Annotated in this window: 32 protein-coding genes; 11 read left to right on the top strand and 21 right to left on the bottom strand. The window is 59.5% G+C overall.

Translation table 11 applies throughout. From position 1 onward, the window contains the following. Positions 1-25: 25 nt before the first annotated feature. Both CO676_RS15430 and CO676_RS15425 read right to left on the bottom strand, forming a co-directional pair. Positions 26-1,114 carry a sugar ABC transporter permease gene (locus tag CO676_RS15430; protein WP_014765811.1) on the bottom strand — a complete coding sequence of 363 codons (1,089 nt, stop codon included), beginning with the start codon at positions 1,112-1,114 and terminating at the stop codon, positions 26-28. Between the two features lie 26 nt (positions 1,115-1,140). Next, positions 1,141-2,364, bottom strand: coding sequence for an extracellular solute-binding protein (locus CO676_RS15425; RefSeq protein ID WP_097521701.1), 1,224 nt, complete (start codon positions 2,362-2,364; stop codon positions 1,141-1,143). Between the two features lie 182 nt (positions 2,365-2,546). Here CO676_RS15425 and CO676_RS36995 point away from each other — a divergent pair, with 182 nt between their 5' ends. After that, a complete protein-coding gene (locus CO676_RS36995; protein ID WP_144340139.1) occupies positions 2,547-2,852 on the top strand; it encodes an HAD-IA family hydrolase in 306 nt (101 codons plus the stop codon). A gap of 31 nt (positions 2,853-2,883) precedes the next feature. Here CO676_RS36995 and CO676_RS15415 read toward each other — a convergent pair whose 3' ends face one another. Next, positions 2,884-3,786 (bottom strand): LysR family transcriptional regulator, encoded by a 903-nt coding sequence (locus tag CO676_RS15415; protein WP_014765813.1) that lies wholly within the window; start codon positions 3,784-3,786, stop codon positions 2,884-2,886. A gap of 95 nt (positions 3,787-3,881) precedes the next feature. Between CO676_RS15415 and CO676_RS15410 the strand changes: the two genes are divergently transcribed. Further along, positions 3,882-4,547 carry a DUF924 family protein gene (locus tag CO676_RS15410; RefSeq protein ID WP_097521700.1) on the top strand — a complete coding sequence of 222 codons (666 nt, stop codon included), beginning with the start codon at positions 3,882-3,884 and terminating at the stop codon, positions 4,545-4,547. 323 nt (positions 4,548-4,870) lie between these two features. Then, positions 4,871-6,058, top strand: coding sequence for an IS481 family transposase (locus CO676_RS15405; RefSeq protein WP_097521699.1), 1,188 nt, complete (start codon positions 4,871-4,873; stop codon positions 6,056-6,058). Between the two features lie 334 nt (positions 6,059-6,392). Here CO676_RS15405 and CO676_RS15400 read toward each other — a convergent pair whose 3' ends face one another. The 3 genes from CO676_RS15400 to CO676_RS15390 form a co-directional block, all read right to left on the bottom strand. Then, entirely contained in the window at positions 6,393-6,839 is a 447-nt protein-coding gene (locus tag CO676_RS15400; RefSeq protein ID WP_097521698.1) for a hypothetical protein, read from the bottom strand. Continuing rightward, complete coding sequence (locus CO676_RS15395) at positions 6,836-7,582, bottom strand: DUF433 domain-containing protein (protein ID WP_097521697.1); 747 nt, start codon at positions 7,580-7,582, stop codon at positions 6,836-6,838. Before CO676_RS15395 ends, CO676_RS15400 begins: the two co-directional genes overlap by 4 nt. A 172-nt stretch (positions 7,583-7,754) precedes the next feature. After that, positions 7,755-8,609 carry a hypothetical protein gene (locus CO676_RS15390; RefSeq protein ID WP_097521696.1) on the bottom strand — a complete coding sequence of 285 codons (855 nt, stop codon included), beginning with the start codon at positions 8,607-8,609 and terminating at the stop codon, positions 7,755-7,757. 212 nt (positions 8,610-8,821) lie between these two features. On the opposite strand from CO676_RS15390, the gene CO676_RS15385 reads away from it, so the two are divergent. Together CO676_RS15385 and CO676_RS15380 are read left to right on the top strand one after the other, a co-directional pair. Continuing rightward, positions 8,822-9,112: a hypothetical protein gene (locus tag CO676_RS15385; RefSeq protein ID WP_097521695.1), complete on the top strand. Its 291-nt coding sequence runs from the start codon at positions 8,822-8,824 to the stop codon at positions 9,110-9,112. A 278-nt stretch (positions 9,113-9,390) separates the two neighbouring features. Then, entirely contained in the window at positions 9,391-9,606 is a 216-nt protein-coding gene (locus tag CO676_RS15380) for a hypothetical protein (protein WP_245424324.1), read from the top strand. 184 nt (positions 9,607-9,790) lie between these two features. Here CO676_RS15380 and CO676_RS15375 read toward each other — a convergent pair whose 3' ends face one another. From CO676_RS15375 to CO676_RS15340, 7 genes are all read right to left on the bottom strand, one after another. After that, entirely contained in the window at positions 9,791-10,096 is a 306-nt protein-coding gene (locus tag CO676_RS15375; protein WP_097521694.1) for a hypothetical protein, read from the bottom strand. Positions 10,097-11,572: 1,476 nt separating this feature from the next. Further along, positions 11,573-11,773, bottom strand: a complete 201-nt coding sequence (locus CO676_RS15365) for a DUF3606 domain-containing protein (RefSeq protein WP_097521693.1) — start codon at positions 11,771-11,773, stop codon at positions 11,573-11,575. Between the two features lie 117 nt (positions 11,774-11,890). Continuing rightward, on the bottom strand, positions 11,891-12,334 hold the full coding sequence (locus CO676_RS15360) for a hypothetical protein (protein ID WP_097521692.1): 444 nt from the start codon (positions 12,332-12,334) through the stop codon (positions 11,891-11,893). A 38-nt stretch (positions 12,335-12,372) separates the two neighbouring features. After that, positions 12,373-12,624 (bottom strand): hypothetical protein, encoded by a 252-nt coding sequence (locus tag CO676_RS36055; RefSeq protein ID WP_097521691.1) that lies wholly within the window; start codon positions 12,622-12,624, stop codon positions 12,373-12,375. Continuing rightward, the gene (locus CO676_RS15350) at positions 12,515-12,796 is read right to left on the bottom strand and encodes a hypothetical protein (RefSeq protein WP_245424323.1); all 282 of its coding nucleotides are present in this window, start codon (positions 12,794-12,796) and stop codon (positions 12,515-12,517) included. The genes CO676_RS36055 and CO676_RS15350 overlap by 110 nt, the downstream gene beginning before the upstream one ends. Next, entirely contained in the window at positions 12,796-12,996 is a 201-nt protein-coding gene (locus CO676_RS15345; protein ID WP_097521690.1) for a hypothetical protein, read from the bottom strand. Before CO676_RS15345 ends, CO676_RS15350 begins: the two co-directional genes overlap by 1 nt. A 1-nt stretch (position 12,997) precedes the next feature. Then, positions 12,998-13,750 (bottom strand): hypothetical protein, encoded by a 753-nt coding sequence (locus CO676_RS15340; protein ID WP_097521689.1) that lies wholly within the window; start codon positions 13,748-13,750, stop codon positions 12,998-13,000. Between the two features lie 131 nt (positions 13,751-13,881). On the opposite strand from CO676_RS15340, the gene CO676_RS15335 reads away from it, so the two are divergent. Further along, complete coding sequence (locus tag CO676_RS15335) at positions 13,882-14,211, top strand: hypothetical protein (RefSeq protein ID WP_097521688.1); 330 nt, start codon at positions 13,882-13,884, stop codon at positions 14,209-14,211. A 121-nt stretch (positions 14,212-14,332) separates the two neighbouring features. Here the strand turns inward: CO676_RS15335 and CO676_RS34550 are convergent, their stop codons facing one another. Continuing rightward, on the bottom strand, positions 14,333-14,680 hold the full coding sequence (locus CO676_RS34550) for a hypothetical protein (protein ID WP_144340138.1): 348 nt from the start codon (positions 14,678-14,680) through the stop codon (positions 14,333-14,335). Between the two features lie 230 nt (positions 14,681-14,910). On the opposite strand from CO676_RS34550, the gene CO676_RS15330 reads away from it, so the two are divergent. Both CO676_RS15330 and CO676_RS15325 read left to right on the top strand, forming a co-directional pair. After that, positions 14,911-15,756 carry a glycosyltransferase family 2 protein gene (locus CO676_RS15330; RefSeq protein WP_097521687.1) on the top strand — a complete coding sequence of 282 codons (846 nt, stop codon included), beginning with the start codon at positions 14,911-14,913 and terminating at the stop codon, positions 15,754-15,756. Between the two features lie 9 nt (positions 15,757-15,765). Continuing rightward, a complete protein-coding gene (locus CO676_RS15325) occupies positions 15,766-16,593 on the top strand; it encodes an NAD(P)-dependent oxidoreductase (RefSeq protein ID WP_097521686.1) in 828 nt (275 codons plus the stop codon). On the opposite strand, the gene CO676_RS15320 is transcribed toward CO676_RS15325, so the two are convergent. The 3 genes from CO676_RS15320 to CO676_RS15310 form a co-directional block, all read right to left on the bottom strand. Further along, a complete protein-coding gene (locus tag CO676_RS15320) occupies positions 16,583-17,545 on the bottom strand; it encodes an SGNH/GDSL hydrolase family protein (protein ID WP_144340137.1) in 963 nt (320 codons plus the stop codon). The genes CO676_RS15325 and CO676_RS15320 overlap by 11 nt on opposite strands. Positions 17,546-17,698: 153 nt before the next feature. Beyond that, complete coding sequence (locus tag CO676_RS15315; RefSeq protein ID WP_097521684.1) at positions 17,699-17,890, bottom strand: hypothetical protein; 192 nt, start codon at positions 17,888-17,890, stop codon at positions 17,699-17,701. Continuing rightward, the gene (locus tag CO676_RS15310; RefSeq protein WP_097521683.1) at positions 17,890-18,963 is read right to left on the bottom strand and encodes a hypothetical protein; all 1,074 of its coding nucleotides are present in this window, start codon (positions 18,961-18,963) and stop codon (positions 17,890-17,892) included. The genes CO676_RS15315 and CO676_RS15310 overlap by 1 nt, the downstream gene beginning before the upstream one ends. 96 nt (positions 18,964-19,059) lie before the next feature. Here CO676_RS15310 and CO676_RS35230 point away from each other — a divergent pair, with 96 nt between their 5' ends. From CO676_RS35230 to CO676_RS15300, 3 genes are all read left to right on the top strand, one after another. Further along, complete coding sequence (locus CO676_RS35230; protein ID WP_210202619.1) at positions 19,060-19,203, top strand: hypothetical protein; 144 nt, start codon at positions 19,060-19,062, stop codon at positions 19,201-19,203. A 14-nt stretch (positions 19,204-19,217) separates the two neighbouring features. Further along, positions 19,218-19,673 carry a hypothetical protein gene (locus CO676_RS15305; protein ID WP_144340136.1) on the top strand — a complete coding sequence of 152 codons (456 nt, stop codon included), beginning with the start codon at positions 19,218-19,220 and terminating at the stop codon, positions 19,671-19,673. Between the two features lie 66 nt (positions 19,674-19,739). Further along, positions 19,740-19,952: a hypothetical protein gene (locus tag CO676_RS15300; RefSeq protein WP_245424322.1), complete on the top strand. Its 213-nt coding sequence runs from the start codon at positions 19,740-19,742 to the stop codon at positions 19,950-19,952. On the opposite strand, the gene CO676_RS15295 is transcribed toward CO676_RS15300, so the two are convergent. The 4 genes from CO676_RS15295 to CO676_RS15275 are packed head-to-tail and all read right to left on the bottom strand — an operon-like array spanning position 19,944 to position 25,604. Beyond that, a complete protein-coding gene (locus tag CO676_RS15295; RefSeq protein ID WP_097521680.1) occupies positions 19,944-21,980 on the bottom strand; it encodes a hypothetical protein in 2,037 nt (678 codons plus the stop codon). The genes CO676_RS15300 and CO676_RS15295 overlap by 9 nt on opposite strands. Further along, a complete protein-coding gene (locus CO676_RS36050; RefSeq protein ID WP_245424321.1) occupies positions 21,980-24,001 on the bottom strand; it encodes a phage tail tip lysozyme in 2,022 nt (673 codons plus the stop codon). Before CO676_RS36050 ends, CO676_RS15295 begins: the two co-directional genes overlap by 1 nt. Continuing rightward, a complete protein-coding gene (locus tag CO676_RS15280; RefSeq protein ID WP_097521679.1) occupies positions 24,001-24,261 on the bottom strand; it encodes a hypothetical protein in 261 nt (86 codons plus the stop codon). Before CO676_RS15280 ends, CO676_RS36050 begins: the two co-directional genes overlap by 1 nt. After that, positions 24,258-25,604 (bottom strand): tail fiber domain-containing protein, encoded by a 1,347-nt coding sequence (locus tag CO676_RS15275; RefSeq protein ID WP_097521678.1) that lies wholly within the window; start codon positions 25,602-25,604, stop codon positions 24,258-24,260. The genes CO676_RS15280 and CO676_RS15275 overlap by 4 nt, the downstream gene beginning before the upstream one ends.

The raw sequence follows: 25,604 nt of genomic DNA, 5'->3' as shown, positions 1-25,604 counted from the left end.
GCAGCCGCGGCGGTCCTCCTCGCCATCACTCGGCGCTTTCCTTCACGCCGACCGACTTTTGAACATAGACGACCGCGATTGTGAGAATCCCAAGGACGAGCGCCGCAGCACTAGCCATGCCGATTCTCGAAGAGGCGCCTGCCGGAAAGGCGTTCTCATAAACGTAGTAGGCAAGCGTCACGCGGCTTGCGAGGGGCGCCGCATCTCCTAGAATCGCGACCTGATCGAACATCTGTAGGGTACCGATGATGCCCATCGTAACGACGGCAAAGGTCACCGGCCTGAGCGCCGGCACGGTTATGTGGCGAAATCGCTGAACAGCGTTGGCCCCGTCGATCTCGGCTGCGTCGTACAGGTCACTCGGGATCGACTGTAGCCCCGCCAGGAACAACAGCATCAGCGTCGGGACCGTGGTAAAGACATTCATCAGCGCTACGGACCACAGCGTGACCGGCATGAAGAGGAATTGCTGCTGGGTGTTCAGCCAGGAAATCAGCAGATCGTTAGCGAAAACAGGCAGCAATCCCACAAGGGCGCAAGCAACGACAAGCGCCAACGCGCCGGCGGCGGCGGCGAGCAGGAAGAAGGGATCGAAGATCGAAACACCTTCATAGCTGCGCCGCGCGTTGAGAACGAGTGCGCCCTGGAGCGCAGCGAAGCCCACGAAGAACAAAAGGATGTGCGGGCGATAAGCAAGCACGACGTTGATGATCGCGGTCATGAAGCCATCTCTCTGGAAGAGCCAGAGAAAGATAAGCGTCATGGCCGCACTGGACATGATGGATGGCAGGTAAAACACCGTCCGAATAAGTCCCCTCGCCCGGACGGCGTGGTTCACGAGAACCGCCAGGGCAAGCGCAAGCACGGTCTGGACCGTCGTGACGATGAGCGAGAAGCCGATCGTGTTGCGCAGGGCGATGAGGAAAAGTTCGTCGGAGACGAGTGCAGCGTAATTGGACAGTCCAACCAAGCTCGGAGCCTTGAACAAGTCGAAATCGGTAAAGCTGTAATAAGCTGTCCGGACGATCGCATAGACGAAAAACAGCGTCATCGAGATTGCAAAGGGCAATATGAAAAGCCAGCCGCTCCTCTCTTCTGAACTACCTCGCGACATGCATGTCCTCCCGCGGGTGCCCTGCTTTACTTGGCGAGCATCCGATCAAAGGCGCTTTGTGCCGATGCCAAAGCTGTGTCGGCATCCGCCTCCCCCAGGATGACAGAATTGAGCGCAGCATTGATCGGCTGCATCCAACTCCCTCCGACGTCTCCGAAGAAATACGGCATGACGTGGTCGTCCGAGAGGCCCTCAAGAACCACTCGGCTTGTCATCTGTTCCGGCCGGCCGCCCCGCAGCCAAGGGTTGTCAGCCAGACCGGTCCGGCTCGGGAGGGCGAGCCCCTGCTCCAAGACCCACTGCTGGGCCTCCTCTGTAGTCAGGAGCTCGGCGACTTTAGCAGCAGCCCTACTGACCTTCGAGGCGGCGTTGACGGTCCAACCGACGGTAAAGACGATATTGCCTCGTTTGCCGCTTTCAGGGTCTTTCGGCATCCGGACAGTGCCAAGATTCATGTTTGGAGCACTATCGCGCAGGGCGCTGATGATCCAGGCGCCCTCGAGCGCTATGGCAGCCCGCTCGGACGCTAGGCAACCGCCACTCCAGCTTTTACCCGCGTCGGCGGCCATGACGGCGGCCCCGGATTCCACGAGGCCGGTATAGAAATCGAAAGCCCGACGAAACCGCTCATCGAGCACGGTCCTTCCCTGACTATCGAAAGGGGACCAGCCTGTCGCCAGTGCAAAGGCGCCGAACCGGGCATATTCCGGAACGATGCAGAGGCCATCGACCTCCGGAAGAGCCTTGTGCACTGCCACGAGTTTCTCCTGCAGCGTCGTCCACGTATCGTCGTCGCTCGGATAGGCCACCCCCGCATCATCGAAGATATCCTTGTTGAAATGTACCGCCAGCGTGTTGAAGTCCTTCGGGACTGCGTAGAGCTTCCCATCATAGGTGAAGGCCTCGAGGAGATTGGCTGCAAAACCGGAAACGTCCTGCGTTACCGGTGCTGCTTGATCGGCTCCGAATATGGAGCGCGCCCAGAAGATATCGACGTAAAAAAGGTCTGGAGCGGTGCCCGCCGACAGGCCGTTGATAATGAATTGCGAAAAGTCGCCATCAACGGGCTCGTACTTGACCGTGATGCCCTCCTTCGCGAGATCGTCGGCAAGTACGTTGGTCAATAACCCATTGACAATGGCCACCTCGGACCCGCCCCAACCAGACATCCGCACGGTATCGTCGGCGAACGCCGGCGACCCAAGGAGCATGGTCGCCGCGGCAAGGGCTCTCGTAGGACAGAACAGCATATCGGTCCTCCCTCCGATCAGATGGCCACGTAGGAGAGCGGCAAGTACGGGACAAAAGGCGTCCCGCTGATCAGGAGGTAGATAGCTTCGTAAGTGAAAACGTCGAGCGGCACTCCGTTACTCGCCGAAGCAGCAGCCCGTTGGCTCTGCACACACCTTGAACGAAGCTTCGATCAGCGGGCATGCGCTGGCGCTGCTGGGGTTCTTCCTTTCTGGGCCGTATCTACGAGTTGGCCCTCTTATCTCATCTTCGGCTAAACGATTGCCCGCTTTCCTCGTGTCAATTTCCAGCGAACTGCGGCCCTGCCGCATGCGTCACGCTCAGGATGCCGTTCCGGTCGATGGGGCGTCTTGTCGCTCTGGCCTTCAGGGCCGACGACGTCCCGCGCGGTAAACCGGCGCCTGATCTGGTGCTCCATGCCGCGAGCAACCCAGGACTGGCTCCTGATCGCTGCGTGTTCGTCGAGGACTGCTGTAGGCTCCGGTAAAAATTGGCGATCTGGGAATTTTGCTCTGCATCTAGTCGGTCCGCCCAAGCGCATGGAGAAGCCAGACGAGGCCTGTGTCCATCAGCGCCGCCTTCGGCACAACCGCCTGGACGGCGGGCGCGCCAAGTATCAACGGCAGCTTTGCGGTGGCAACTGCGAAGCGCTCCGCGTGCATCTCGACGAAGCGTTTCGGCAAGACACAGATGAGCTGCGTCTTGGTGAGGAGATCGAGCGCCAGCATGAAATTCGGTACAGCCAAGCTCACACGGCGGGAAAGACCATGGCTTTCGAGCAGCTCGTCGACGATGCCCGCGGGGTCGCCCCTAGGCGCGACGAGCAGGTGCTGCATGCGGCAGTAGTTCTCGATCGTCGGTTCTTTCAGGAAGGGATGGCGGCTCCGCGCGGCGACCACGAACTCCTCGTCGTAAAGCGCTTGCGCCGCGAAGCGCGCCGGCAGCTCGTAGAAGGGCGCGATCGCCACATCGATCAGCCGCCCGTCGAGATCGGAAAGTGCCGTCTCCATCTGCATGTGCCGGACGACGAGATCGATACCCGGCGCAGTGCGGGCGATCTCGTCAAGCAGCGGCGGCAGGAAGACCGAGAAGCCATCGGCAGTGCCGATGGTGAAGCGACGGCGGGTGCGCGCCGGATCGAAGGGCTCGGCGGTGGAGATCACGCTTCGCACCCGCGCGAGAATTTCGCCGATCGGCGCCGCCAGCTCCCTGGCGCGCTCGGTCGGCACCACGCCCTTCGGCGTCTTCAGGAACAGCGGATCATTGAGCAGCCTCCGAAGGCGGCCCAGACCGTGGCTGACGGCGGACGCTGAGAGGTTCATCCTTTCCGCAGCGCGGCCGACGTTCCCCTCGTCAATCACCGTTTCAAAGAGCACCAGCAGGTTGAGATCGGTGCGGGATAGATCGATTTCATTCAGCATAATAGTGAAATCATATCACTTCATTCAGCATGAGCAAAGGCGTAGGTCTTCCGGGTGGCGAGGCCGTGCGGTCTCCCAACCGAACGGAGGATCAAATGAGCGACTTCATCGGCTACATCGAAGCCCTGGCGCTGCGCAGCTTGCAGCCTGCAGAGAGGCAAGGCCACGCGCCGGCGCCTGCCGATCCGGCCTTCAACACGCGGCTGCGCGAGGCGCTTGCCGGTGAGCACGAGGCGGCGGCCATCATTGGCTTCTGGCGCAAGGCAGGGCCTGCGCGCTGGTTTGCCAAGGAGCCCAAATTCGATCGGGTCTTTCGCGAGGGCTTCCTCGGGTCCCACGAGGCGGCGGCGTGCGGCGAACTCTTGCACTGGACCGCTTCGCCGGAGAAGACGCTGGCGCTCCTCCTTCTCCTCGATCAATTCCCGCGCAACGCCTTTCGCGGCACGCCGCGCATGTACGCCACCGACGCTCTGGCGCTCGGCGTCGCGCGCGCCGCCGTCGACGCGGCTTACGATCTCAAAGGACCGGCCGACCTGCGGCTCTTTTTCTATCTTCCCTTCGCCCATTCGGAAAACCTCGCCGACCAGGAGCGATCGGTCGCGCTTGCCCGTCGCCTCGGCGAGCCGAGCCTTTCGCACGCCAAGGGCCATCGTGACATCATCCGCCGCTTCGGCCGCTTCCCGCACCGGAACCGGATTCTCGGGCGGGCATTATCGGAGGAGGAGCAGCGGTTTCTGGACGAGGGCGGGTTTGCGGGCTGAGTTTCACGGGCATCTCCGCCATTCATTGCACCATCCGCGGCCGAACCCTGTAGCCGCCGCCAGCTCCCGCTCACTGGCGGTCAACATTCGCTTGAAGCGTTTGAACGACACCGTTACAGATTCATGCCTGCAACTCTCCCCTCGTAAAACGCATAGGGGGCCTGCCGCGGCGCCACGCCGTCGCCGATCTCGACGAAGGCCACTCCCAGTTCGGCAAGTTCGTGTGCCAGCCAGTTGGCGGCTGCGTGCCCGACCTGAGAGATAGGTGACGTTTTGTACCGGAGACATGGGTAACACTTTTCGCTTTTTGGGCGGAGGTGTTGATGCCGTGGAAAGAGACTTCGGTAATGGAGGAACGTCTGCGATTTGTCGCCCGGCTGCCGGAGGGCGAACGCATGAGCGATGTGTGCCGGGAGTTCGGCATCTCGCGCAAGACCGGCTACAAGATCTTCAACCGCTATAAGGAAGACGGCCTGGAAGCGCTGACGGATCGGTCTCGGCGGCCGGTGCGCCATGCCAATCAGTTGCCCGAGCCGCTCGAGGCGATGTTCGTGCGCCTCAAGAAGGAGAAGCCGCATTGGGGCGCCAGGAAGATCAGGGAGCTGCTGGTGAAGCGCCTGGCCGGCGATGTGCGCGTGCCGTCCAAGAGCACGGTGCATGCCGTTCTCGACCGGCATGGACTGGTCGCTCATGCCCGCAAAAGACAACGCTTTCGCGCCGAGGGAACACCCCTGTCGCAGGCGCTCATGCCGAACGACCTGTGGTGTGCCGACGTCAAGGGCGAGTTCAAGCTTGGCAATGGCCGATACCGTTACCCGCTGACGGTCACCGACCAGGCGTCACGTTATCTTCTGTGCTGCGAAGCCTTCGAGTCGACCCGCCAACCGGCCGTCTTTGACGCCTTCCGGCGGCTGTTTGCCGAATGTGGCCTGCCTGCCGCGATCAGAAGCGACAATGGCTTGCCATTCGCCAGTCCCAACGGGCTCTACAATCTCTCCAAGCTCTCCGTTTGGTGGCTGCGGCTCGGCATCACGCTTGAGCGCATCAGGCCGGGCCGTCCCCAACAGAACGGCCGGCATGAGCGCATGCACCTGACGCTCAAGAAAGAGGCGACCCGACCACCTGGCAGAAACATCCTCCAGCAACAGGCACGCTTCGACGCTTTTATCAGTGAATTCAATACCGAGCGGCCGCACGAGGCGCTGGAAATGAAGGTGCCGGCTCGTCTCTATGTCTCGTCCTCAAGACCCTGCCAGGGCTTGCCGGAAATCAGCTACCCTTTCCACGACAGAGACGTGCTCGTCACCAATTGCGGCCGTATCTGCATCTATCGCAAGAAGATCAACATCTCGACCGTACTGGCAGGACAGAAACTCGGAATCAAGGAAGTCGACGACGGCATTTGGCCCGTCAGCTTCATGCACTATGATCTCGGATATATCGATCTGGAGCAGAGAACCTTGCAAACCATCGACAATCCGTTCGGCACGAGATTGTCACATATGTCTTAGGTACGATCTGTTACCTATGTCTCCGGTATGCACAAAGAACTGAATGGTAGCGGAGGTCCGTTCTGGTCTCTATCACCGACTCGACGTCCCCGAGTTGATCGACCTCGGAACGTGGCAAATCGCACTGAAGAGCGCGATTCACCGGTACTTAATGAAGCGTCACGAGATAAGCGCCGCCAACACGATACAGTCAGGCAATTCGGCAGCGACGTGTAAGCCTTAGCAGCCGGCCTGGTGCCATGCGTTCGAAACGATCCGCCCTAAAAAATCGCCATCTCGTCATTGACCACGGATGTACTGGGAGCGGCGGCAGGTGATTACGGAAAGGTCGGGTTTAACCCTGCCTTTTTTGTTGCCAAGCGTTATTGCCTCGCCTCTCGACGTGCAACCGCAATTCACCAGACCCGAGGCCCTTGGGGACGATCCAGGCTGTTCCTTTTTGGCAAGTCTCAATCACCCGTTCTATCTCTGGCCACCAATAAAGGATATGCGCAGCTTGATATTGTTTCCTCGCTTCGGCCCACTGAGCCGGGAGATAAATGCCTATCAAATCGAGCTGAGATATTTTTGCCAATAGGGTCGGGCGGCGCAACATGTCCCGATCTGCCGAGAGGAAAACGTGACCGCCCGCGTGAGCGAATGCGGCAATCCAGTCCTCATCTGGTCGGCTGCGATAGGCGCTGCCGATGACATGTTCCAAAGTCCACGTTCTTCGCAAGGCAATCTCACGGACCGCCCGTACTATCTTTGGTGAGACATGTTCGTCGCCAATGATATTCATGCGGCCAGGTCGATCTCGTACTCGACAGCCTGCTCTACCTTCTCCCTCGGTATTTCATACCAGTCGGCGACGGCATCATAGTCTTGGTCCTCCGCCCGCCACAGGCCAAATAGAACAGACGTTGGCACCTCGTAGTCGTCTAGGACTGGTTGCCCGTGAGCCTTGGTTGGGTCAAGCACAACGTTGGGGAACTTGGCCGCGTCTGGCCGCCAATATTCTGCCAACCCGCTTCCGGGATTAAACTCTATACCCTTGGCCAAATAGCGCTCTATGACATCGTACATAGCGTACTGACCGGTCACCAGATCGCGAAGTTTGGCATCGTTCGTCTGCTCCGCGGTGAGGTGAAATATCCGTTTCCGATCGGTAACGAATTTCACGTCAGAAAGCGCAAACGGGTGACGATGTCCAAGCTCCTTGCGTGCCACTTCAGCAGCTTTGCGGATGCTTTGAAGACTTATCTTTTGGCGCCTGAAGTACTCGATAAATCGAATCTCCATGAGGTCGTAAAAGCCAACCTCATCAAAAGCACCCCTACGCGGATATTGCCGCTCGATCACAGGGCCTGCATTATTGCCATAGCCGCGAAGCCAACCACGTATGCGCGGTTCGCTGTCGATCTTTAGGAGCCGCGCAACCTCGCTGACGGTGTAGAATCCGCCTGTCAGTGCTTTGGCCTCGGAAAGCTGGACAATACTCATGCTTTTTCTCTGGGGAACTTTATCGGCAAGGTAGTGCAGCATCTACCGAATGTCACGTGCCTATATTCGGGATCAAGCTTGCCTGAGTATGGACCTGCGCTTCCGGGCAAAAAAAACACCGTTTTGGCAGATCGTCATGTGGCCGATAGCACCTGCTGGTCTGCCTCTTTGGCCAGGCGCATGTGCGCGCTTCGCCGGGCGGCCGGAAGTGCTTCTATGCCGCCTTGACAGGGACTTGTCGCCGCTTCTTGCACTTCCTGAACCAGGTGATGGCGAGCGCCTTCCAGAAGGTGATTTTGTGCGTCACCCCGAGGAGCTTCGCTTCGTCTTCCGCGGTGTGGAGTAGATCGACAATGGCCTCGGTCAGGTCCTCCGCGTTAAACTTTTCGGCATACTCAGGATCAGTCATGAGGAGCTCGACAGCTTTGATCTGTGGAGCTGTCAGCGGGCCACGTTCGGCATTGGCCAGAACCTCAAGAATTTCACGAGCATTCTTTGCGCCTTGCCGGCTGATCAAGGCCTCGATCTGCTTGACGGCGATAGTCTGGCGCGATCCCGTGCCCGTGTAAGCGTTCGTCGTTTTGAGCACCTTTATGCCGGCCCGCGAACAAACCAGCTCGAGCGTCTGCGCGTCTTCATCAGCGGCGGCCAGAGCGGCCTGGTGGAGCTGCAGCGTCGTAATTCCGAGGCGATCAGTGTTCTGTCCTATGAACGCTTTCGCTTGCGCTATCGTGTCGTCCGCTTCAACGATCATGACGGGAATCAAACGTATGTGCGGATTGGATGCGGCAGCAATCGCTGTATGCTGCCCATCAAGCACTTTGAGAATCGTCTTGCCGTCACATTCCGAGTAAGCGCAAATCGGCGGTTTGAATTTAGCCCAGTCGAAGCCTTCAATAATGCGCCGAATCTGCCGCATCCCTCGTTCGCCTACGCTCCTCTGGTAGGCCGGGTCAACATACAAGGTATTTGGGTCAACGACCTCGCAAATCGGAATGCCGGTGGCTGGCGCCTGCGGTATCAGGCCGGCAACGCTAACCGGTGCGATTGGACGGATGTTATCTTGCATGGTGGCCTTCTCCCTCATTCTGACGAGCGAGGTTGTATGCGCGGCAGCTCCGACCGGTCCACCAAACCGGCGGTTTTAAAGTTTCCGGATAGCTAAGCTCCACAGGCATGCGCCCTATTTCGATGCAGCTCGCCGGCAGCTAGCTGAATTAGCTAGCGTATTCTGCACTTTTGTGTTCGACGTGAGCCAAGCTTCTAAGGGGTTGCCGGGTTATGAGCCTTACCACCCTATTCATTGCAGAGCTGATCAGAGCCGCGAACGAAGCGGACAGGCTAACGCCGTTCGAAGTCAAGCGTCTGCTCAATCGATCGATTGCCACAATACGTGACATGCGCGAGCAAACCGGCGTGCCCGGCAGCAATCGCGCGAAGGATGTTGTGATTGACCTTCAGGTGGCGGCGGCCCGCGCTGATAGCCTTACCGTAGCAGAGATCAGAGACGCTCTCGTCGATGCCGCCGATGTGATCAGGACGTTGAAGATTGTTCTTGATGGGAAGGAATAGAGGCTAGGCAGAAATCCACGAGGTGGCCTGTCTGTCTTAGCCGGCAATCGTCAGTGGGCGGCTGCGTCGAAACATGTTCGCTATCGCGGCCCTTCTTCTGCGTATCGTCTGCCACAGGCTCCTCCATACTGCCGGGTCTTGCCCGTGCCCGCGAGCGCTTTTCGGCCCATGGTGTTGCCGAATGGGAGTATACTGCCTCTGTCATCGGCTGGTTGCTAGGGGCGTGCCGGTGACCGGAACGTGGTTACGCTTCGCCCTCCAATAGAGGAGTTAACGTGGTGGGCTTCAACTATCGCTTTCACCCGATCTCTTCCGAGGAACTCAGTGACCTTCAGGTTGTTCTCGAAGACGTTCTTTGGGAATTACGGCTGCCTCGGGAGAGTGAAGAGGCCGAAGTGGTCGCAGCGAGGCTGATTCTGCTCTACCAAAGCGGCGTGCGTGACGCCGCCTTGCTTCACGCTGCCTTAACGAGGCCGAACGGCCCGACCGAATAGGTCAGCTCCGCCTCCGACCGACGTCGACCTTGTCGCGCCTCCAACCTCCGCCGCATTCGTGCGCTGGCCGGACTATCTCAGTCGGTGCTGGCGGAGAAGATGGGCGTCACCATCAACAGATACAGAGATACGAGAGCGGCGCAAACCGGATTTCCGTCGGGAAGTTGATCGCAGTCATTGGACGCTACCCCCTCCCCATTTGGAAGCCTAGCCACTGCTCCATCACGCCATCCATGTCTGCGATGCCCATCTCGGCAGGATCCCATTCCCGCTCGTCGTCCCATTCCCGGTCATCATCGTTGTGGGAGGCTTCGGACAGCACACTCGGACCATGGAAGGTCCAGCCGAGCGCCGGCTCGAGGTCGGAGTCGCCGTCGATCTCGTCTAGAAGTGCAATCAATCGCTCGATATGAGCTTCGATCGCGCGGCGGGTTTTCAGGCTAATCTTAGGCAAGCCTTCGGCGGCTGCCTGGATCGGGCGATCAAGCATTTGTCTGTCTCCGGATTGTGTTTGATGGTCTGGGCCTGAGATCAGGCGAGATAGATGTCCTTGCCCAAGGGAGCCGCCGAGTAGGCCGTCCCCGCTCAAAATCCCCGTGCAGGGAGCCTCTTTCCGCCGTCCCGCATAGCGGCCGGTACATCCACCCCGGAATGAAGCGCTAGAGGGATTTTCCGCTGTAGGGGCGGAACCAACCCGCTGTGATCTGAGTTGGAATCGGTCGCCCCAAGAATGCGGGCGATGGGATTGCTGCCAGGTGAGCGGTGCCCAAAAGCCTCCCCTCGCGGGTGCCGCTCATCTTTGATTTCTGGTTTGATTAAAATCCAGCCGGTGCTTATATTGGGTTCACTCATATGCCTCCCGCTGCTGACCACGGATGTACTGGCAGCGGCGGAAGGCGAGAGACGGAAGGTCGGGTTTAACCGGCCTTTTTTGTTGTTCGTCATATTGCGCGTATAAAACGCGGGAACAAAACTCGGAAGAGTTGCGTTATGTGCCGTCGTGTCACTCAGGAGGTGCGGCGAATTCCTCCTTAAGGGCGGCGTCCGAGATCCCCTCCGGACGCCGCCTTCAATTGGATGCTTCCCCGCATCCAGGCTGAAGCCAAACTGGATGCACGACTTGCCCCGCCATTAGTGCGGGGCTTTTTCGCGCTCTTCAGCGAGCCGGGTTCCCCCGAGACGCGCTTCTGCTGTTGACCGCGGATGTGCGGCAACGGGGATATTAGCGAAAGTTTGGAGACGCTCTTCCAAGCGAGCATTGCCTCATTTCCATATACCTTTACGACGCGCTGCTAATCCGAAGTAGATCCGTTATAATGCCGTGATGTTGCACCGGCGGTACGACCTTCGGCTTGACCCTAACGGCACTTGTTCGGTGATAGACATCTTCACCGGGCAACCGGCTGAAGTCGGCGGCAAACAGCTCTGCCTGCTGGACCTAATAGATGCCGATGACCTCGTCGGTCTCCTCAACGCACAAGACCGGCAGCGTCAGGCCCGTCTTTAGGCGTCCTTTTCGGGAATGATCTGAAGTGGTCGCCAAGTTTCCTGGCAAGATTAGTGCGTCAACGCGGCAAAATACTGGGATAGCGGTCAAAAAAGAAAGCCTCCACCACCGTTTTGGGCAGGGAGGCTTTCAAGCCCGAGCGTTCGAATTCACAGGCGAAACACACTTCGCCCGTCCAGTTTGCGCATGCAAGCGCCACGTGCAGAGTGGTAGGCTCTTTTCACTGCGACAATTCAGCACTCACCTGTATTTCGCACTCGGCTGCGCTAGGACGCGTTCTGCAGCGGTATAGCGATTGGGTGCAGGCGAACCTGTACGGCAAGCCGGAAGACTTCGACAGCAGCATGAAACGCGCGTGCAACGCTCGTGGAACGCAACCCGGCAACGAAAGAAAACGCCCGCTTGTCCGGCGGGCGCTGAGTACCGACTTTGTGAAGGAAAGCATGGATAGTTTATCCCTCAATTGCCGCTTGAGCGAGTCACAAGTGGGCCTTTAGAAAGATACTCCATGACCATCTGGCGGTCGGGTCCGACTTCGCGGATCGCCTTGAGCACCTCTTCCCTGGTCTTATGCGTGGCCTTCATGAGGTAGGCAATCTCGTGCTCTTGCGTTGAGACAAACTCGCTGTCGCGGCCCTTCTTCTTGAGGTCGTCTGCCATTCTTCCCTCCTTGCATCCTAAAAGAAGGTAGGCACGATTAATCACCCGGCAAGGTGGTATTTTGAGTGAAAACGGAGACAAGAAAAAGAGCCCGCAAGAGGGATGGGCGGCAGGGCATCAGCGCCGAAGCTGATTGCCGTCGCGCTGGCTGGCCTCGATCCGCTGCAATATCTCGCGAACGACCTTCAAGTCGCCGGACTGCTGATTGAGCAACGTCTGAAGATCCTTGATGGCCGACGTGATCGTCGCCGTCGACTGCTCCGTGATGGTCACCCGATAGGTCAGGTTGTCGATCTTGCGAACCTCCGCCTCGAGCCCGCGGAACCGCTCATCGGTTCGGCCGTCGCGCTCTCGGCTTTCGGCAAGGCGGTCCTTCTGGGTTTGCTCGACGCTTGTCCGCCAGGTTTGAAGCTCTTCAATATCGCGCGTGGTGTTCGCCCAGATCCAGCCGCCGCCTCCGATCATCCCAATGAGGGTGATGAGGTTTAGGATCGAATTAAGATTCCACTCAAGCTTTTGAGCGCGCTTCGGGAGTTCCATCGCTTCATCCTCAAGCCCCATTCCTTGCCCCTCGTATGCCCTGCGATTCCTGAAATGGTTCACTGCGCCGTATCATGGCGGGCGCATTCGCTTTGCGTCCAGGCGCGGGCACCGCACAGCCCTGCGACTGTTTCATCGATCTTGTCTTGATCGGCCGGCGTTTTGCCTCGAGCGCCGATTAAGGAAGTGCCGACGACGGCCCTAGCCGCCTGGTTGAGACGGTCTTTCGACGCACTGACCTGTTGCGTTGACGTACAGCCGGCCGCGCTCAATGCACAGGCGGCGGTTAAAGCGAGCGCGATCAGCTTCATCTCGCAGTTCTCCAATTGCTTTATTGGTTGCGGAATCGAGCTCGGCGCGTTCGAGCTTCCGGCCCTCGTCCTTCGCCGCGGGGATGATCCACAGCGCGTTGGCCGCCTGCATGATGAGGAAAACGACGAGGCCGCCAGCAATGGCGCCGGCCGCGAGGTTGAGTCGGGACATCATGTCGACCACCCAAGCCTTTTCGCCAGCCGCCACCAAACAAGCGGGACAGATGCGATCAGAGCGGAAATTACCGCCTCAATGCTCGCCACCAATGCCGGATCGGTCGTTATGAGAACCTTGACCTCTTCTCCGATGAGACCGGAGCCGTAGAGCCACCCGGCGACCATGTAGAGCGCGATGCGAATCCAGACGGTCATGTCAGCCCCCACAGAAGACGCCGAAGAGATTGCAAGGAATGGAGGAGAGGAAGGCCCCCAAGGCGACGAGTGCGGCCCCGATCAGTGCGACAATGCCGCGAGACGCAGACTTGGCTTCCGGGCGGATCGTTTGTTCCGGGCCAAGGCCCAGCTGCTTTCCAGATTCGGTCGGCGCCGCATCGTTAAGGAGAACATCAGTCGGCCGGCGAGCGACCTCAAGGACATGCTTCAGCACCGCCTCAACCTTCTCAGGCTTCACCAGCGCCTTGTTGAGCCCGTCGCCCGCATAGAAGCTCTGACCGCGCTTGACGAACCGGTGCGAGCCCTTGGTGTCAGACAGGACCGGAAAGGACGCCCATTCCATCGCAAGCTTCTTGGCATATTCGTCCAGCGTCATGTTGCCGGTGACGAACTCTTGATACCCGCGGCGCTTCAACAGGTGATAGCCGAGCCGGTCTTGCAGATCGGGCGCGAAGAGCATATCGCCGCGAAGCGAGTGGATTTCCTTCGCCATCCCGATCAACGTCGCCCGCATGAACTGATAGCCCCCTGCCGCGCTCGAGCCGAAGTTCTTCGACCATGACTTCTGCGCGTCGACGATATCGCCATAGGTCATCGTCGTGAGTGGCTGTTTCAGCTTCCCCTGCTTGTTGGCATAGATCACGTCATAGGATGCGCGGTCGCTCCGGCCTACTTCCGTTTCACGGACGAAGTCGAGCAAAAGCGCCGCGCCAGGAGGCACGGATTTGTCCATCTGATTTCCTTTCTGGATAGATACCCTCGATCGGAAGGAGCGAAGGATTGAGACTTTCATGATCAGCCCATTGCGCCGGTACGTCGCTGGGCTAAAACTCGACCAACGCAAATTTTCGGGAATGAGAGGCCATGATTAACGAAGAGTCCGGCAGTGAGCCCCCCGAAGAGGCCGATATTCTCCACGCCAAATTGAACTCGGGAATAGAGATGGTCAGGGCCGGCCGCGCGCGCCTCAGGCTCGCTCTGCCCCATCATCGCGAACTCGTGGTCAGCAATCACAGCCTGGCATTTAGAAGCCTGTGCAGAGCCTATGAGGTCGCGGCATTGACCGTCGAGGACCTCCGCAAGGAAATCCCCTGCCGCGAAGAATTACTCGCGGAATATGAAAAGCTCTGCCGCGACATCGAGGCTGACGCGGTCGCGATGCTGGAAGGCGAGACGAGCAATCGGTGGCGTTAGCAGGGAATGATCAGAGGCTGAGTGCAGCCGTCCACATGGCGCCGTTCTGCTCGTCAGTTAGGCCGAGGGCGAGGCCAACCGAGCAGCAGCAAACAAAAGACGCCCAAATTTTAGCCAGATCCTAATCGATCCGCGGGCAGCCGGGCTCAGCGCCAAAGATAACGCGATTGCGTTCTCCTCGGCGTCCGATCCCTTTAACCTCGATCGAATATCTGGTTGTTCGCCCGATTCTCGGCTTTCGAAGATACTGCCGTGACATGTAAAGCGCCTGCCGCTCTGTGCATTGATACGCTTCCGGAGGGTAGTCCTCGCGGTAGTATCGCCGCGGCCTGTATTCATCGTAGTAGCGAGGCACATGACCGCCGCCGATGTAGACGTCAAAGTCTTGAGAAAAACTAACTCCCGGCGCAGCAGTCAGAGCGGTTGCAGTCGCGAGCGCGAGAAGAATCTTGAACGGTGAACCGGCCATCTTCGGTCTCCTCTGGTCAGGATGCACGATTCTAGTGCCTCAATGATGAACAGAGGCCGAACGTTCCTTTGTCATGCCCAAAGATGCCCCGGTGGAGACTACGGTCGTCCCTACATATTCACCTTGCTTGTTGCGGATTTCTTTGCGGAGCGCCGAAGCGCCCCAATTGACTCGCCGAAGCGATCAGAACAGAGAGAGCACGACGGACATGAGCAAACTTGAGGAACCCTATGCCGAAATCAAAACTCGTCGTGGTTTTCCCGGTCTACAACGGGGCAAAAACCCTGGAGAAAAGCCTCCAGTGCATTGCCGATCAGGATTTCACCGATTTTCACGCTATTATTCTGGAGAACCTCTCCACCGACGACAGCCTGGCTATCGCGACACGCTTTTGCGAGAGAGACAACCGCTTCTCCATCTTGCGCAATGACATTCACGTAGGGATGCTCGACAATCTAGCGAAGGCCGCTCGCTTGGGCGCCGAGCACGGCGATTATTTTTGTCTCCGGGCGTGTGACGATGTCTCATCGCTGGATTATCTGTCGAAGCTTGTAGCCGCGCTCGATGCTGATCCGGCGAAACTGCTCGCAGCCGGCGCGACGAAGCGTATCCGAGATGGCGTCACGCGCCTCGCCACGCCAAACAGAAGCGCCATTGATTTCCAGGACCTATACCGACGCGGCAAGATCCCGCGTAACCTGACGTTCCCGGCCGAGTGGTTCTATGGCGTCTACCGGTCAGACGGCGCGATTGAAATCCTGATGCGCCGATGGTTCGACCTCGGCACACCTTGGTGTTTCGCCTCCTACGTCGTCGCCGAGTTCGTCGTCCGAGGACTGGTGGCATATGTTGAAGGCCCCACCTTCCACTTCTATGAAGGCTCCGGATCAGAACAAAAATATGGAGCCACCAGCTTCAGGGAGAAGCTACGCCAGCGTATGGCCTACACTATGGGCTGCTATCGCGTGAAGGACGCGTTGCCACAGACAACTCTTCTCAGGCGGGTTCTGCTGTTCAGGATGTTCTGGAATGACGCCCGCCGCAAAACTCGCTACAAGCTTCTCTGGATCTTCTGAGGGGGCACTGTGAATAGAATTCTCGTTACCGGCGCGACGGGCTTCGTAGGCAGGCACGTCGTTAGCAATCTTGTCGCGCGTGGCAAAGACGTCTTTGCTTTGGTCCGCGAAGGCAAGGAAGACGCCTTCGAAGGCACTCTCGCGCGCGACCGCATCATCTCGACCAGATCGGCATTTGACGAGAGCGACGCCTGGTGGCGCGACTCGCTTCAAGGCATCGACACCGTCATTCACTTGGCCTGGTACGTCGTGGCTGGGAAATACCTTACTGCCCCCGAAAATATAGACTGCCTGATAGGCACGTTGCGGATGGCGAAAGCCGCTGCTGATGTCGGCGTTCGCCGCTTTGTGGGCACGGGAACCTGCATCGAGTATGATGTGAGCGCAGGGACACTGAGCACCAACACGCCGCTAAAGCCGACCACGCCATATGCAGCAGCGAAGGCAGCCATCTTTACCGCACTCTCCGAGTTGCTCCCCTCGCGCGGTACGGAGTTCGTTTGGTGCCGGCTCTTCTATCTCTACGGAGAGGGAGAGGACGAGCGCCGGTTTGTGCCCTACCTCCGCAAGGCGATGTCGGAAGGGACGGTTGCCGACCTCACGAAGGGAACGCAGGTTCGCGACTATCTCGATGTCAAAGAGGCGGCGCAGCAAATAGTGGACGCAGCCCTCGGGACAAAACAAGGCGCCGTGAACATCTGCTCCGGACAGCCGGTGACTGTTCGAGAGTTCGCCGAACGGATCGCCGACGAACACGGCGGCCGTCACCTCCTTAATTTTGGGGCTCGCCCGGAGAATTTGGTCGACCCGCCCTATATCGTCGGCGTCAAAGGGTAGCCAGGATGGCCGTCCTGAATGCGTTGTAAAGCCTGACGTGTCCGGCCGCGTTCGGGTGGATGCCATCAGTCAGGAGATGCGTCGCCGGATTGATCTGCGACCAGTTGTCGACGGCATACGCTTGCAGCCCATCAGCCGACAACGTGCTGATGAGCGTCGCAATGTCGGTGTTGAAGGCCGAAACGCTGGCGTCGCTACCGCCGAACTTGGCATAGCCATAGGCGTTCATCCGGATCACGTTCGAGACGAACGTCTTCACTCCGGTCTGGCTGGTATTGCCGGCGATGTAGTCGAGCCGGAAATTCTGACCGTTTGCAGATGTGACAGTGAGTTCGACCTTGTGATTGCCGGAAGAAAGACCCCCAAAACGAAAAGCGGCAGGACCGTAGGAGAGGCCATTAGCCGTCGTCATACCGCCGTCGCCGGTCCCGTCGCTGGAAATGGTGCCCTTCAGCACGCCATCAATCCTGACCTGGGCCGTTCCCTTCGCTGACGGGTGGTTCTGAATGATAGTCCCGATGTAGACGGCGGTTCCGTTCACAGTCGCCGTGGCCTTGGCGCCCTTCTGCGTGGTCGTCATGCCGATCGTATTGACCTGCGTGTTGAACCACATTCCGACCTTCGCAACCGCCGTGCTCCGACCCGTTTTCCTGACCGGCGCCGCCGCGTCGAGTACTAGACGGCGTAGGAACGCGATGTAGTAGCCACGGCGGACGCTGCTGGTGCCATAGACGCGTTCGTCATTCGTGCCGACCATGATCGTCGCGATGGAGGTTGACGCGCGAGCTTGGGATATCGCCTTCTGTGCCTGGTCGGCGGCCATGTCGCCGCTCTTGGCCCTACTGGCTATCGTTCTGCTGAGGGAGTTGGCCAAGAGGGTTGCGTAGCGCTGAGCAGTCGTCACGCCAACGCCCACGGTGATGCTGTCACCGCTCATATCGATCGCTGCCAATGGGAAGACTCCGGCGAGTTAGTCGGCAACGACGTAAGCCCTGGAGATATGCGGGCAATCGCCGAAGCCTTCATGGTCTTGAAAAGGCGCCATCCGCCCGGGGTTTGTTAATCCTCGGTCTCGGATTTGAGGCGATTGCGGAAAGCGGACCTGTTAAGCCAGCGCGTTTGGCTCGATCGTGTATTGGCCCTCGTTGTCCTCGAGCCACTGTTTGATCGCTGGGCTCAGCCCATAGGGATCATCCGATCGATAGCAATATTCCACTTGCTGGCCGCCAGAGACGAGCGTGACGAGAAGAACATCTTCTTCGTGCGTACGTCGAAGAGAAGCAATCACGATACCCATTATGCGACCCTCTGCATCAGGGAAATCCCGGCCGCTGTCTGCCCTCTCGCGCGCCAAGTGCCGGAGAGTTGGGCGCCGTCGACGGTCGTGATGAATTGGTTTGTGTTCGGCGTGTATAAGTAAACGGCGCTGCTTGCTGCACGAGCAATCGTCCCGCTGACAGCGATAATAGATCCTACGGGAAACGACGTGTTGGATGCGCTGCTCCCTGTATAGAAGAGGTCGGTGGTGTCCAGCACTGCGAGACCGCCGAGCCCCAAGTTTGTCCGAGCCGCAGAGGCTGACGATGCGCCGGTTCCCCCATCGGCAATAGCAAGGTCGGTAATGCCCGTAATCGTGCCGCCGTCGATATTGACGGCAGTCGCATTCTGCGTCGCCATCGTACCGAGGCCGAGTGACGTCCGAGCGGTCGCGCCGCTTTCAATGACATAAGTGGTGCCATTGCCGACGATGAAACCACCATCGGTAAATGCGAGACCAGAGATGGCCGCTAGGGCCGCGTCATATGCCTGGACGTTACTCCCGATCGTAAGACCAAGCGTGGCGCGCGCCGTTGTCGCGTCTGCGTCGTCTAGCACGGTGCGCGCGAAAGCGGTTAGGGAGGCCGTCGCATAAGTATCCAGCGCCGTCGTGTAGATCATCTGGTTTGCGGATGTAGTTAGTCCGGCAATCGACGTCAGCGCGGCATCCGCCTGTTGTGCATCCAGTGTCGTGCGTGCGGCTGAAGCGCTAGCGTCATCGATCAGCGACCGCCCAAACGCGGTGAGCCCGGTCATTGCAACAGTGTTTGAGCCGGTGGCATAGATCACCTGATCCGCCGCCGTAGTAAGAGCGGCTATGGCGGCCAGAAGAGCGTCGTAGGCCTGCACATCGGTTCCGATCGCGAGCCCGAGCGCAGTCCGCGCTCCGCTCGCCGTGGTCGCGCCTGTACCGCCTGCCGTGACCGGTCGCGCGTTGTTGGCGTCGTCCGTCAGATCGTCAACGAATGCGTTATACGGCACGCTCTGAATGGTCGTGTTGGACACGCCTTTCGTACCTGCCGGAGGGGCATACACACCACCTGTTCTGGGCATAGGCATTCTCCATAGAAAAAGGCCCCGCATCGGGAGCCTTGTCATTTGACCTGAATTTCGATTTCATCGGCCCCGGCAACCATGGGGCGAGATATGATGAACTTAGACGAGGATATGGAACGCGGCATTCAGCTCTTCATGGCGGAGTACGGCGTCGACAGGAACGAGGCGATGCGCCGAATCCTTCGCGATTGGCTGACAGGCAATGGCTACATCCCACTCGGCTCCGTCGAGGATTGATGTGGAGTGAGGAAATGAACGGCATTGAAGACCCGCTAAATAGGCCAGCATCATTCCCTTACAAAAAGTGGCTCTTACGAGGCTTCCGATTTTCCATCATTGTCGGTGGAGCTTTCGCCGTAAAAGATGCCATTGAGCGCTACTCGGATTATCAAGCCAGCGTCAGAAGTAATATCGAAAATCGGCTTGACTATGAGTGTGCAGCGCGCCTAGACGATCCCTCTCTACTAGCCGCGAGAAACGAATTCGGAAACATCAACGTTAGAAAGTTCTTCTGCTCGGACCGAGATTTCTTTGTTTCGATGCCAGAGATAGCGGACGTCAGGGCCGGCAAGATGGATTTTTCTACCTCGCTGCCCGCTTTTGACCTTGTAAACACTGTCGTAGCCAGCGTGTTTGGTTTTCTCGCCTCGATCACAATATCAGCAGCCGCCCTTATGATCGTGGTTGTTGTCCGATGGGTGTGGTGAAAACCTTCGCAGAACGGCCATTCTTGCCTATCTTCTTTTCCTCCGATTCTCGTGTATGTTGTGGCGATGACCGCGCGCCACAGCATTGAGCACGACCCCCATGAACCGAAGATCGATCGTCGGCCGGAAAGTTTCCGGCTGATCTTTGCTCTTTTAGCCTTCGCCTGGTTCGGGATGATCTATGCCTACGGTGTTGAATGGCGATCCGCCGTGATAGGCGGCGCCACAGGCATGATGTTCATGCTCTGGGCATCCGTCCGCTTCAAGCACCTATGGTAGACGAGCAGTCCCAGCGTTTGCGTTTTGCAACATGCTTGCCAGGATCATTGCTCGGAGTTGGTCACGGCTGACCTGCTGACCTCGCACACGCGTAAGGGCCTGCAGTGCCTTTTCCGGATCGGTTTCGATTAACTGTCGTCCTACCCGCTCCACGACCCGCGGCGGCAATCCCTTGCCCGCAGCGAACGCCTGCCGAGCCCCAGCCAGTGCAGCCTGGGGAAAATTCCCCTGCAACAAATTCGAAAGAACGGCCGGGTCGAAATTGGCCATGTCGTCGATGTCACCGAGGTTGTCCGCAGTGCGAGAGTTTCCGAGGGCAGCATTGCTGGTTTCGAACATCCGGCTCTCTCGGCCAATCCGGTTCCCAAGCTGCTCCGCCCTTCCAGGTGCAGCGAAGGCCTGAAACTCCTGCTCGTATTTCGGCGTAGTCAAGGATCTAGCCCGGTTCGTCGCCGGACCCATGGCATGGCTTTCGATATCTGCGATGATCGGGTCCACATAACCGGCACGGAACGCCTGCTGCTGATCAGGGGTCATGCTGTTGAACCGGTCGATGCTGTCTTCCGCCCGAATACGGCCGGACTTCGCGGCCTGCCCCTCGGCTACGCTGTCGATTACGCGGCTGCGTGTGGCGAACGTGTCATTTGCGCTCCGAAACGCCGGGGAAGCGTCTTCGAGCGCCCGATCAACCTCCCGCTTGACCTGTGTTAGGTAGTGCGCGCGGTTGCCGGCGCCCTGCGCATCCGCCCGTGCGATCATATCGTCAAGGTCGAGCTTGACCCTGAAAAGCGCGTTGAAATCCGTCACCTGTGAATTGCCGTCCGAGATCATCCGGCGCACGCGAGCAAGTGCCCCCTCGATTGTGTCATTCCCGATATTGTCGCGAGGGCTGACGACGCGGTTGACGCCAGGAGAAAGCGTCTCGTCGATCCTGTCCAAGATCGGCGTTGCGTTGACTGCCCCGGCGTTGCGGCGCGCTGCGGTGTAGAGAGCATCCGCTTCCACATCCCGGGCATCCGTTAGGGCCCGCGTCACCCGATCAGATGTCTGCGGCGCTTCGAAACCTTCCGCAAGCGCATTAGCAAGACGTTGAGGCTGGCCCATCTGCCGGCGGACAAGGAACTCGCTCACCTCTTGGCGCGCATCATTAGGCGTCCGGGTGACCGGCACGAGGGCCCGCTGGCCAGCATTCCCCATAGCATCGGCCATTGTGTACATCGGCTGCCCGTCTTCGGCGGCCAATCGCATGATGCTTGTGATCTGCTCCGGGGTTTTTCCCGACCGCTGCAAGTAAGTCCGCATAGCCTTGTTGGTGTAAGCTTCGGGTCGGAAGGGAGCCACGAAAGGCGCAGTCGCTCCTTTGACAGCCCCTGAGACAGCGGTTGCGACGGATGGCAAAGCGCCGCCCATGACGGTGCCGAGCCCTATTCCGGTTGCAGCCCCGCCTAGCCGTCCATCAAGCCCCTCACCGCTTCCGAAGCCTTGCGCGCCGCCTAGGATCGCTCCCTCTACCGCCGCCGCTTTGGAGACGCCCGCCAAGCCCTTGCCAGCGTTGATCGCGTTCGTGGTGGCAGACAGCCCGTTTCTTGCCAACCCGACGCCCCCACCGACACCGCCGAGGATCTGGCCCGTCAGGCGCTCTGCCATTCGGTTCTTGGAGTCGAGCTCGTCCGTCTCGCGTTCAGCTTTCAGGTTTCGGTCGTACCGTTCCGAGATAGAACCACCGTCATGTCCAGTCCCAAATATCGGATTGAAGAGTGCGTCCCCGCCGGCGGCGATTTCATCGGCCAAGCCAAACGACATCGTGTCGGCGGCACCTCGCATGAAGGTGTCGACGGAGCCCATCCAATTGTCGCGGCTGTCGACAGGTTCAGACGGAGCCGGCTTAGTCGGCGTGGTCGTCAGCGCGGAAGGCTGGGGCGCGGCTCGCATCCGCGAAATCTCGGCGGCGAGTGCCCGTGCCGCCTCGACGTCACCGGCTCGATCGGCATTGATCAGAGCGCTGGAAAGTTGCTCGATGGTGGCCATTACGGCGCTCCGTATTTCTTCAGGAGATCATCGATGTCCTGACCGGTCGCGGGCGCCCGATCAGGCTTGTAGTAGGTACCGCCGCGCAAATCGGCTGCCCGGTCATTGTTGAACTGCAGTCGCTTTTCAGCCAGTGCACGGGCTCGGGAAAACACCTGCTTGCGGACCTCGCGGGGCATCGTCGACGAGCCTTGCAGTTCGAGCAGGATGTTTCGCTCGCCCTCTGTCGGGTTACCGCCGAAGATGGTTTTGAGTTGCGTGATGGCTTGGCCAATGATGGCGTTGTCCATGTCTGTCGTTGCCTGGGAGCTTTCCGGGCTCGAAACGGCATCCGGCACCATCCAGTCGGGCAGGTTATTGCCGATGGACGCCCGCGCGCCGGCAAACCAGCCGCTATTCGCCTTGTCCGAGAGAGATTCCGCCTGAGAAAGAGCGTCGAGCGCGCTCTGGTTCGCAGCTACCATCTCATCCGCCTCTAGGATGGCCTTCTTGTCAGTCGCTGTGAGCGCCTGGGCGTCCTCGCGCGGCATCTTGCCGGTGAGCACGAACGTCTGATAGCGCGGATCCTTCGGATCGAGGCCGATTTCCTGCGCCGCCGCCTTACGTGCGTCCACCTCGTTGCCCACGTTGATCGTCTGACCGGCGCCCCCAACTGCGTCAATCTTGCCGCCGCGGGAGCGCTGGTAGACGCGCTGATCCGTATCCGGTATGCCGAGCACCTGACGTTCTTCCGGGCTCAACGTCTGATATTCCGGCGTCCTGAGGTTCTCGACTTCCTGGCGCGTCTTTTCCAAGCCGAGTTGATAGCCGGGATCACTGCGCTTCTGCTCAGTCTCGTATTGCTGGCGCTGGAGCCATAGCTGCTGCTCGCGGGCGTTCTCGGCCTGCTGAACCTGCTGCTGATAGAGCGTCTGCAGCACGGCGCGCTCCTCTTCGTTCAGGAACGGGTTGCTGAGCGCCTGCAAGAGTTCCATTTGGCCGGGGCCCTGCGGTGCCTGCTGCTGTGGCTGCTGCATCGGCTGTACCTGGGCAACCTGTTGCGGGGCGTTCTGGATGGGAGCCTGTGCGGGCTGCTGCGCGTTCATGCCGGGGAACTGGGACCGATATTCAGGCGTCTGCTCGAAGGCCGCGACCTCGTCAGTCAACGACGGCTGGGCGGCGGCCGCGTGCATCGGTGCGGTCGGCTGCGGACGTGCAGAGGGAACACCGATCGACGGATCAAGGCTCGCAACCTGCTGCGGCTGCTCTTGGCCTTGGAAGTTCGGCAGAAAGGCATTCGCATAGCCGAGACGGTTGGCCGCCTCGCCGCCAGGCTGATTATAGCCAGCGAATTTCCAGGCGTTGTTCATGATCTGCTGGGCTTCTTCCGTGCTCTTGGCGTTGTTCAGCGCCGTGACGAGGTTAGGATCCTCTTGCAGGAAGAATTCAGCCTGTGTCTGCGGGCTGATCGCGCCGGGCTTCTCGCCCTTCGTCGCTGCGTACTTATAGAGGTTCTCGAGCCGATCGGCGCGCCACGACATAATGCCGCCGGCAGTGCCCGCCTGCCCGCTCTGGCTCGGGTCAGACCATGCTCGGTTCGCGTTGCCCGGAGAGAAGCCGCTTTCCGCTTTGCCGGTCGCCGCTACGGCTGCCAGGCCGAACGGATTTGAAATGCTGTTGTCGACCGTATCCATGAAGCTGGAATAGATATCGTTCCCACTCATGTTGACGTCGCCAGCGCTCGCCGTGCCGGCCGATGGCTTCACCCCAGGCGAAAGCATGCTCGAGGCGCTGGCGTTCGGAGTTTGGCCCATGATCCGCTTGAACAGGTCGCTTGCAGCGCTGCGCCCTGCACCCTCTGCCTTGTCGGCCCTGCGGTTCATGACTCCGGCCACGATACCGGAGCCGAGCGCGTTTAGGCCTTCGCCGACATTCCGCGGGGCGCCTGACGCCCCCATAATGGCCATGGCGAGTTCACGCTTGCGCTTGATGGACTCGGGCGTCTCGTTGGTGTTGCCGCCGAACAGGAAGGAATAGGCCATCAGTAAAGACCTCCATTTCGGCCGCCAGTGAAGAAGTTTGCCAAGCCCGTCATCATAGACGGCTGTACGGCGCCGGGAGCGGTTGGGAATGCCGCGTTGCGCTTGGCAAAGCCCGCGGCGAGCCCAGCCCCGAGCATGCCCGCGCCGCCGCCGATGGTTTGAGGCAACGGCTGCCCCATGATTTGCGCCTGAAGCCGCTTTGCCAGCTCCTCACGCGTCGCTTGGGGCATCGCGCCCTGATAGCCGCCATACCTGTTCATTTGCGCTTCCCTGCGTTGAAGAGAGCGCCGTAATTGACCTGCCGAAGTCCGTCAGGGCGGCGCGAGACTGCGTCGGGGCGGACCTTCTCCACCTCCTGCGCCATGACGCCGATGCGCTTCGGAGCGTTCTTGCCTTCGCCCTTGTAGCGGTACTCGTAGAGGCCGCCGACCTTCTTGATGTCTTTCTTGGCGTTCTTGTCGGAGAGGCTGGCGAGCTGACCGCCAAACCCGAGCATGCCGCCAAACAGGCTCTGCATATTGCCCTGCTTCTGATTGTAGGCGCCCATCTTGTTCGCATAGTCCTGCTGGACGAGGCCGGCATAATCGACCGTAGGCATGGGGTTGCTCTGCGTCGGGACAAAGCTCGGGCTGTTGACCTGGGCGCCGGACATGAGGCCGATGATTTCGTTGATCGGCTGGTTGCGCTGGGCGTACTGCTCGTTGAGATACTGCGCGCGCTCTTGGTTCTGAAGGTTGAACTTTGCCTGTTGCGCGTTGAAAGTCTGATCCTTCAGCGCGTTGTTCGCTGCGGTCGTGGTGCTCTGGTTCTGGAACATCTGCTGGTTGGCGTCATTGCCGAAGCCTGCAGACGTGACGTTCTGGCCGAACTGCTGCTGCTGTGCTGCGTTCTGGAACGACGCCTGATCGCGCGCGAGGCCCGCAAGGCGGCTCTGCTCCTGGCCGGCGTTGAGGATCGCTCCGTAACGGGCGTCTGCTGCAGACCGGTTTGCCTCGTCAATCGCCCGGTTATAGGCTTCCGATCCCGGCTGCAGGCCCTGGTTGACCAGCCGAGTTTCCAGCGCCGCCCGATCACGATCGAGCTGCGGGTTCATCCGGTCCATCAGCGCCTGTTCATAGCGCGACGTGTCGAAGTCCACGTCGTAGGATTTCGTGATGTCGCCGGCATTGCCGACATTCGTCTGAAGGTTCGGACCGCCCGCGAACTGCTGATATTGCGGCAGTCCGATTGTCGATGCTTTGCCGGCAGTTGGTGCCTTGGACATGTCCATCGGCGTGCCGAGTAGGCCATTCAGTTTGCCAGACTGATTGTTGGCCAGCGTCGCCATGTTGAGTTCGGCTGCGTCGGTCTGGGTCTTGATGGCCTTCTGCTCGGGGGAAAGCTCCTGCGTTGCGGTCGGTACTTGAAGGTCATAGACCTTGCCGCTGAGCGGGTCCGTCCACTTCTGGGTAGTATAGGTATAGGTCAGGTTGCCGTCCGGCGTCACCTGGTTGACGTTGCCCATGACGTTGTTGGCAACGGCGGTTCCGATGTTCGTCGCGGTCTGGGCGGATGCCGTTTCCTTCGGGTCCGGAGATTCCGGCGCGCTACCGTAAAGGCCCAT

It is taken from the genome of Sinorhizobium sp. BJ1 (assembly GCF_002531555.1).
GTDB classification, from domain to species: Bacteria; Pseudomonadota; Alphaproteobacteria; order Rhizobiales; family Rhizobiaceae; genus Sinorhizobium; species Sinorhizobium fredii_B.
Note: the sequence above shows the minus strand (reverse complement) of the source record. Positions and strands in the feature narration are given on the sequence as shown.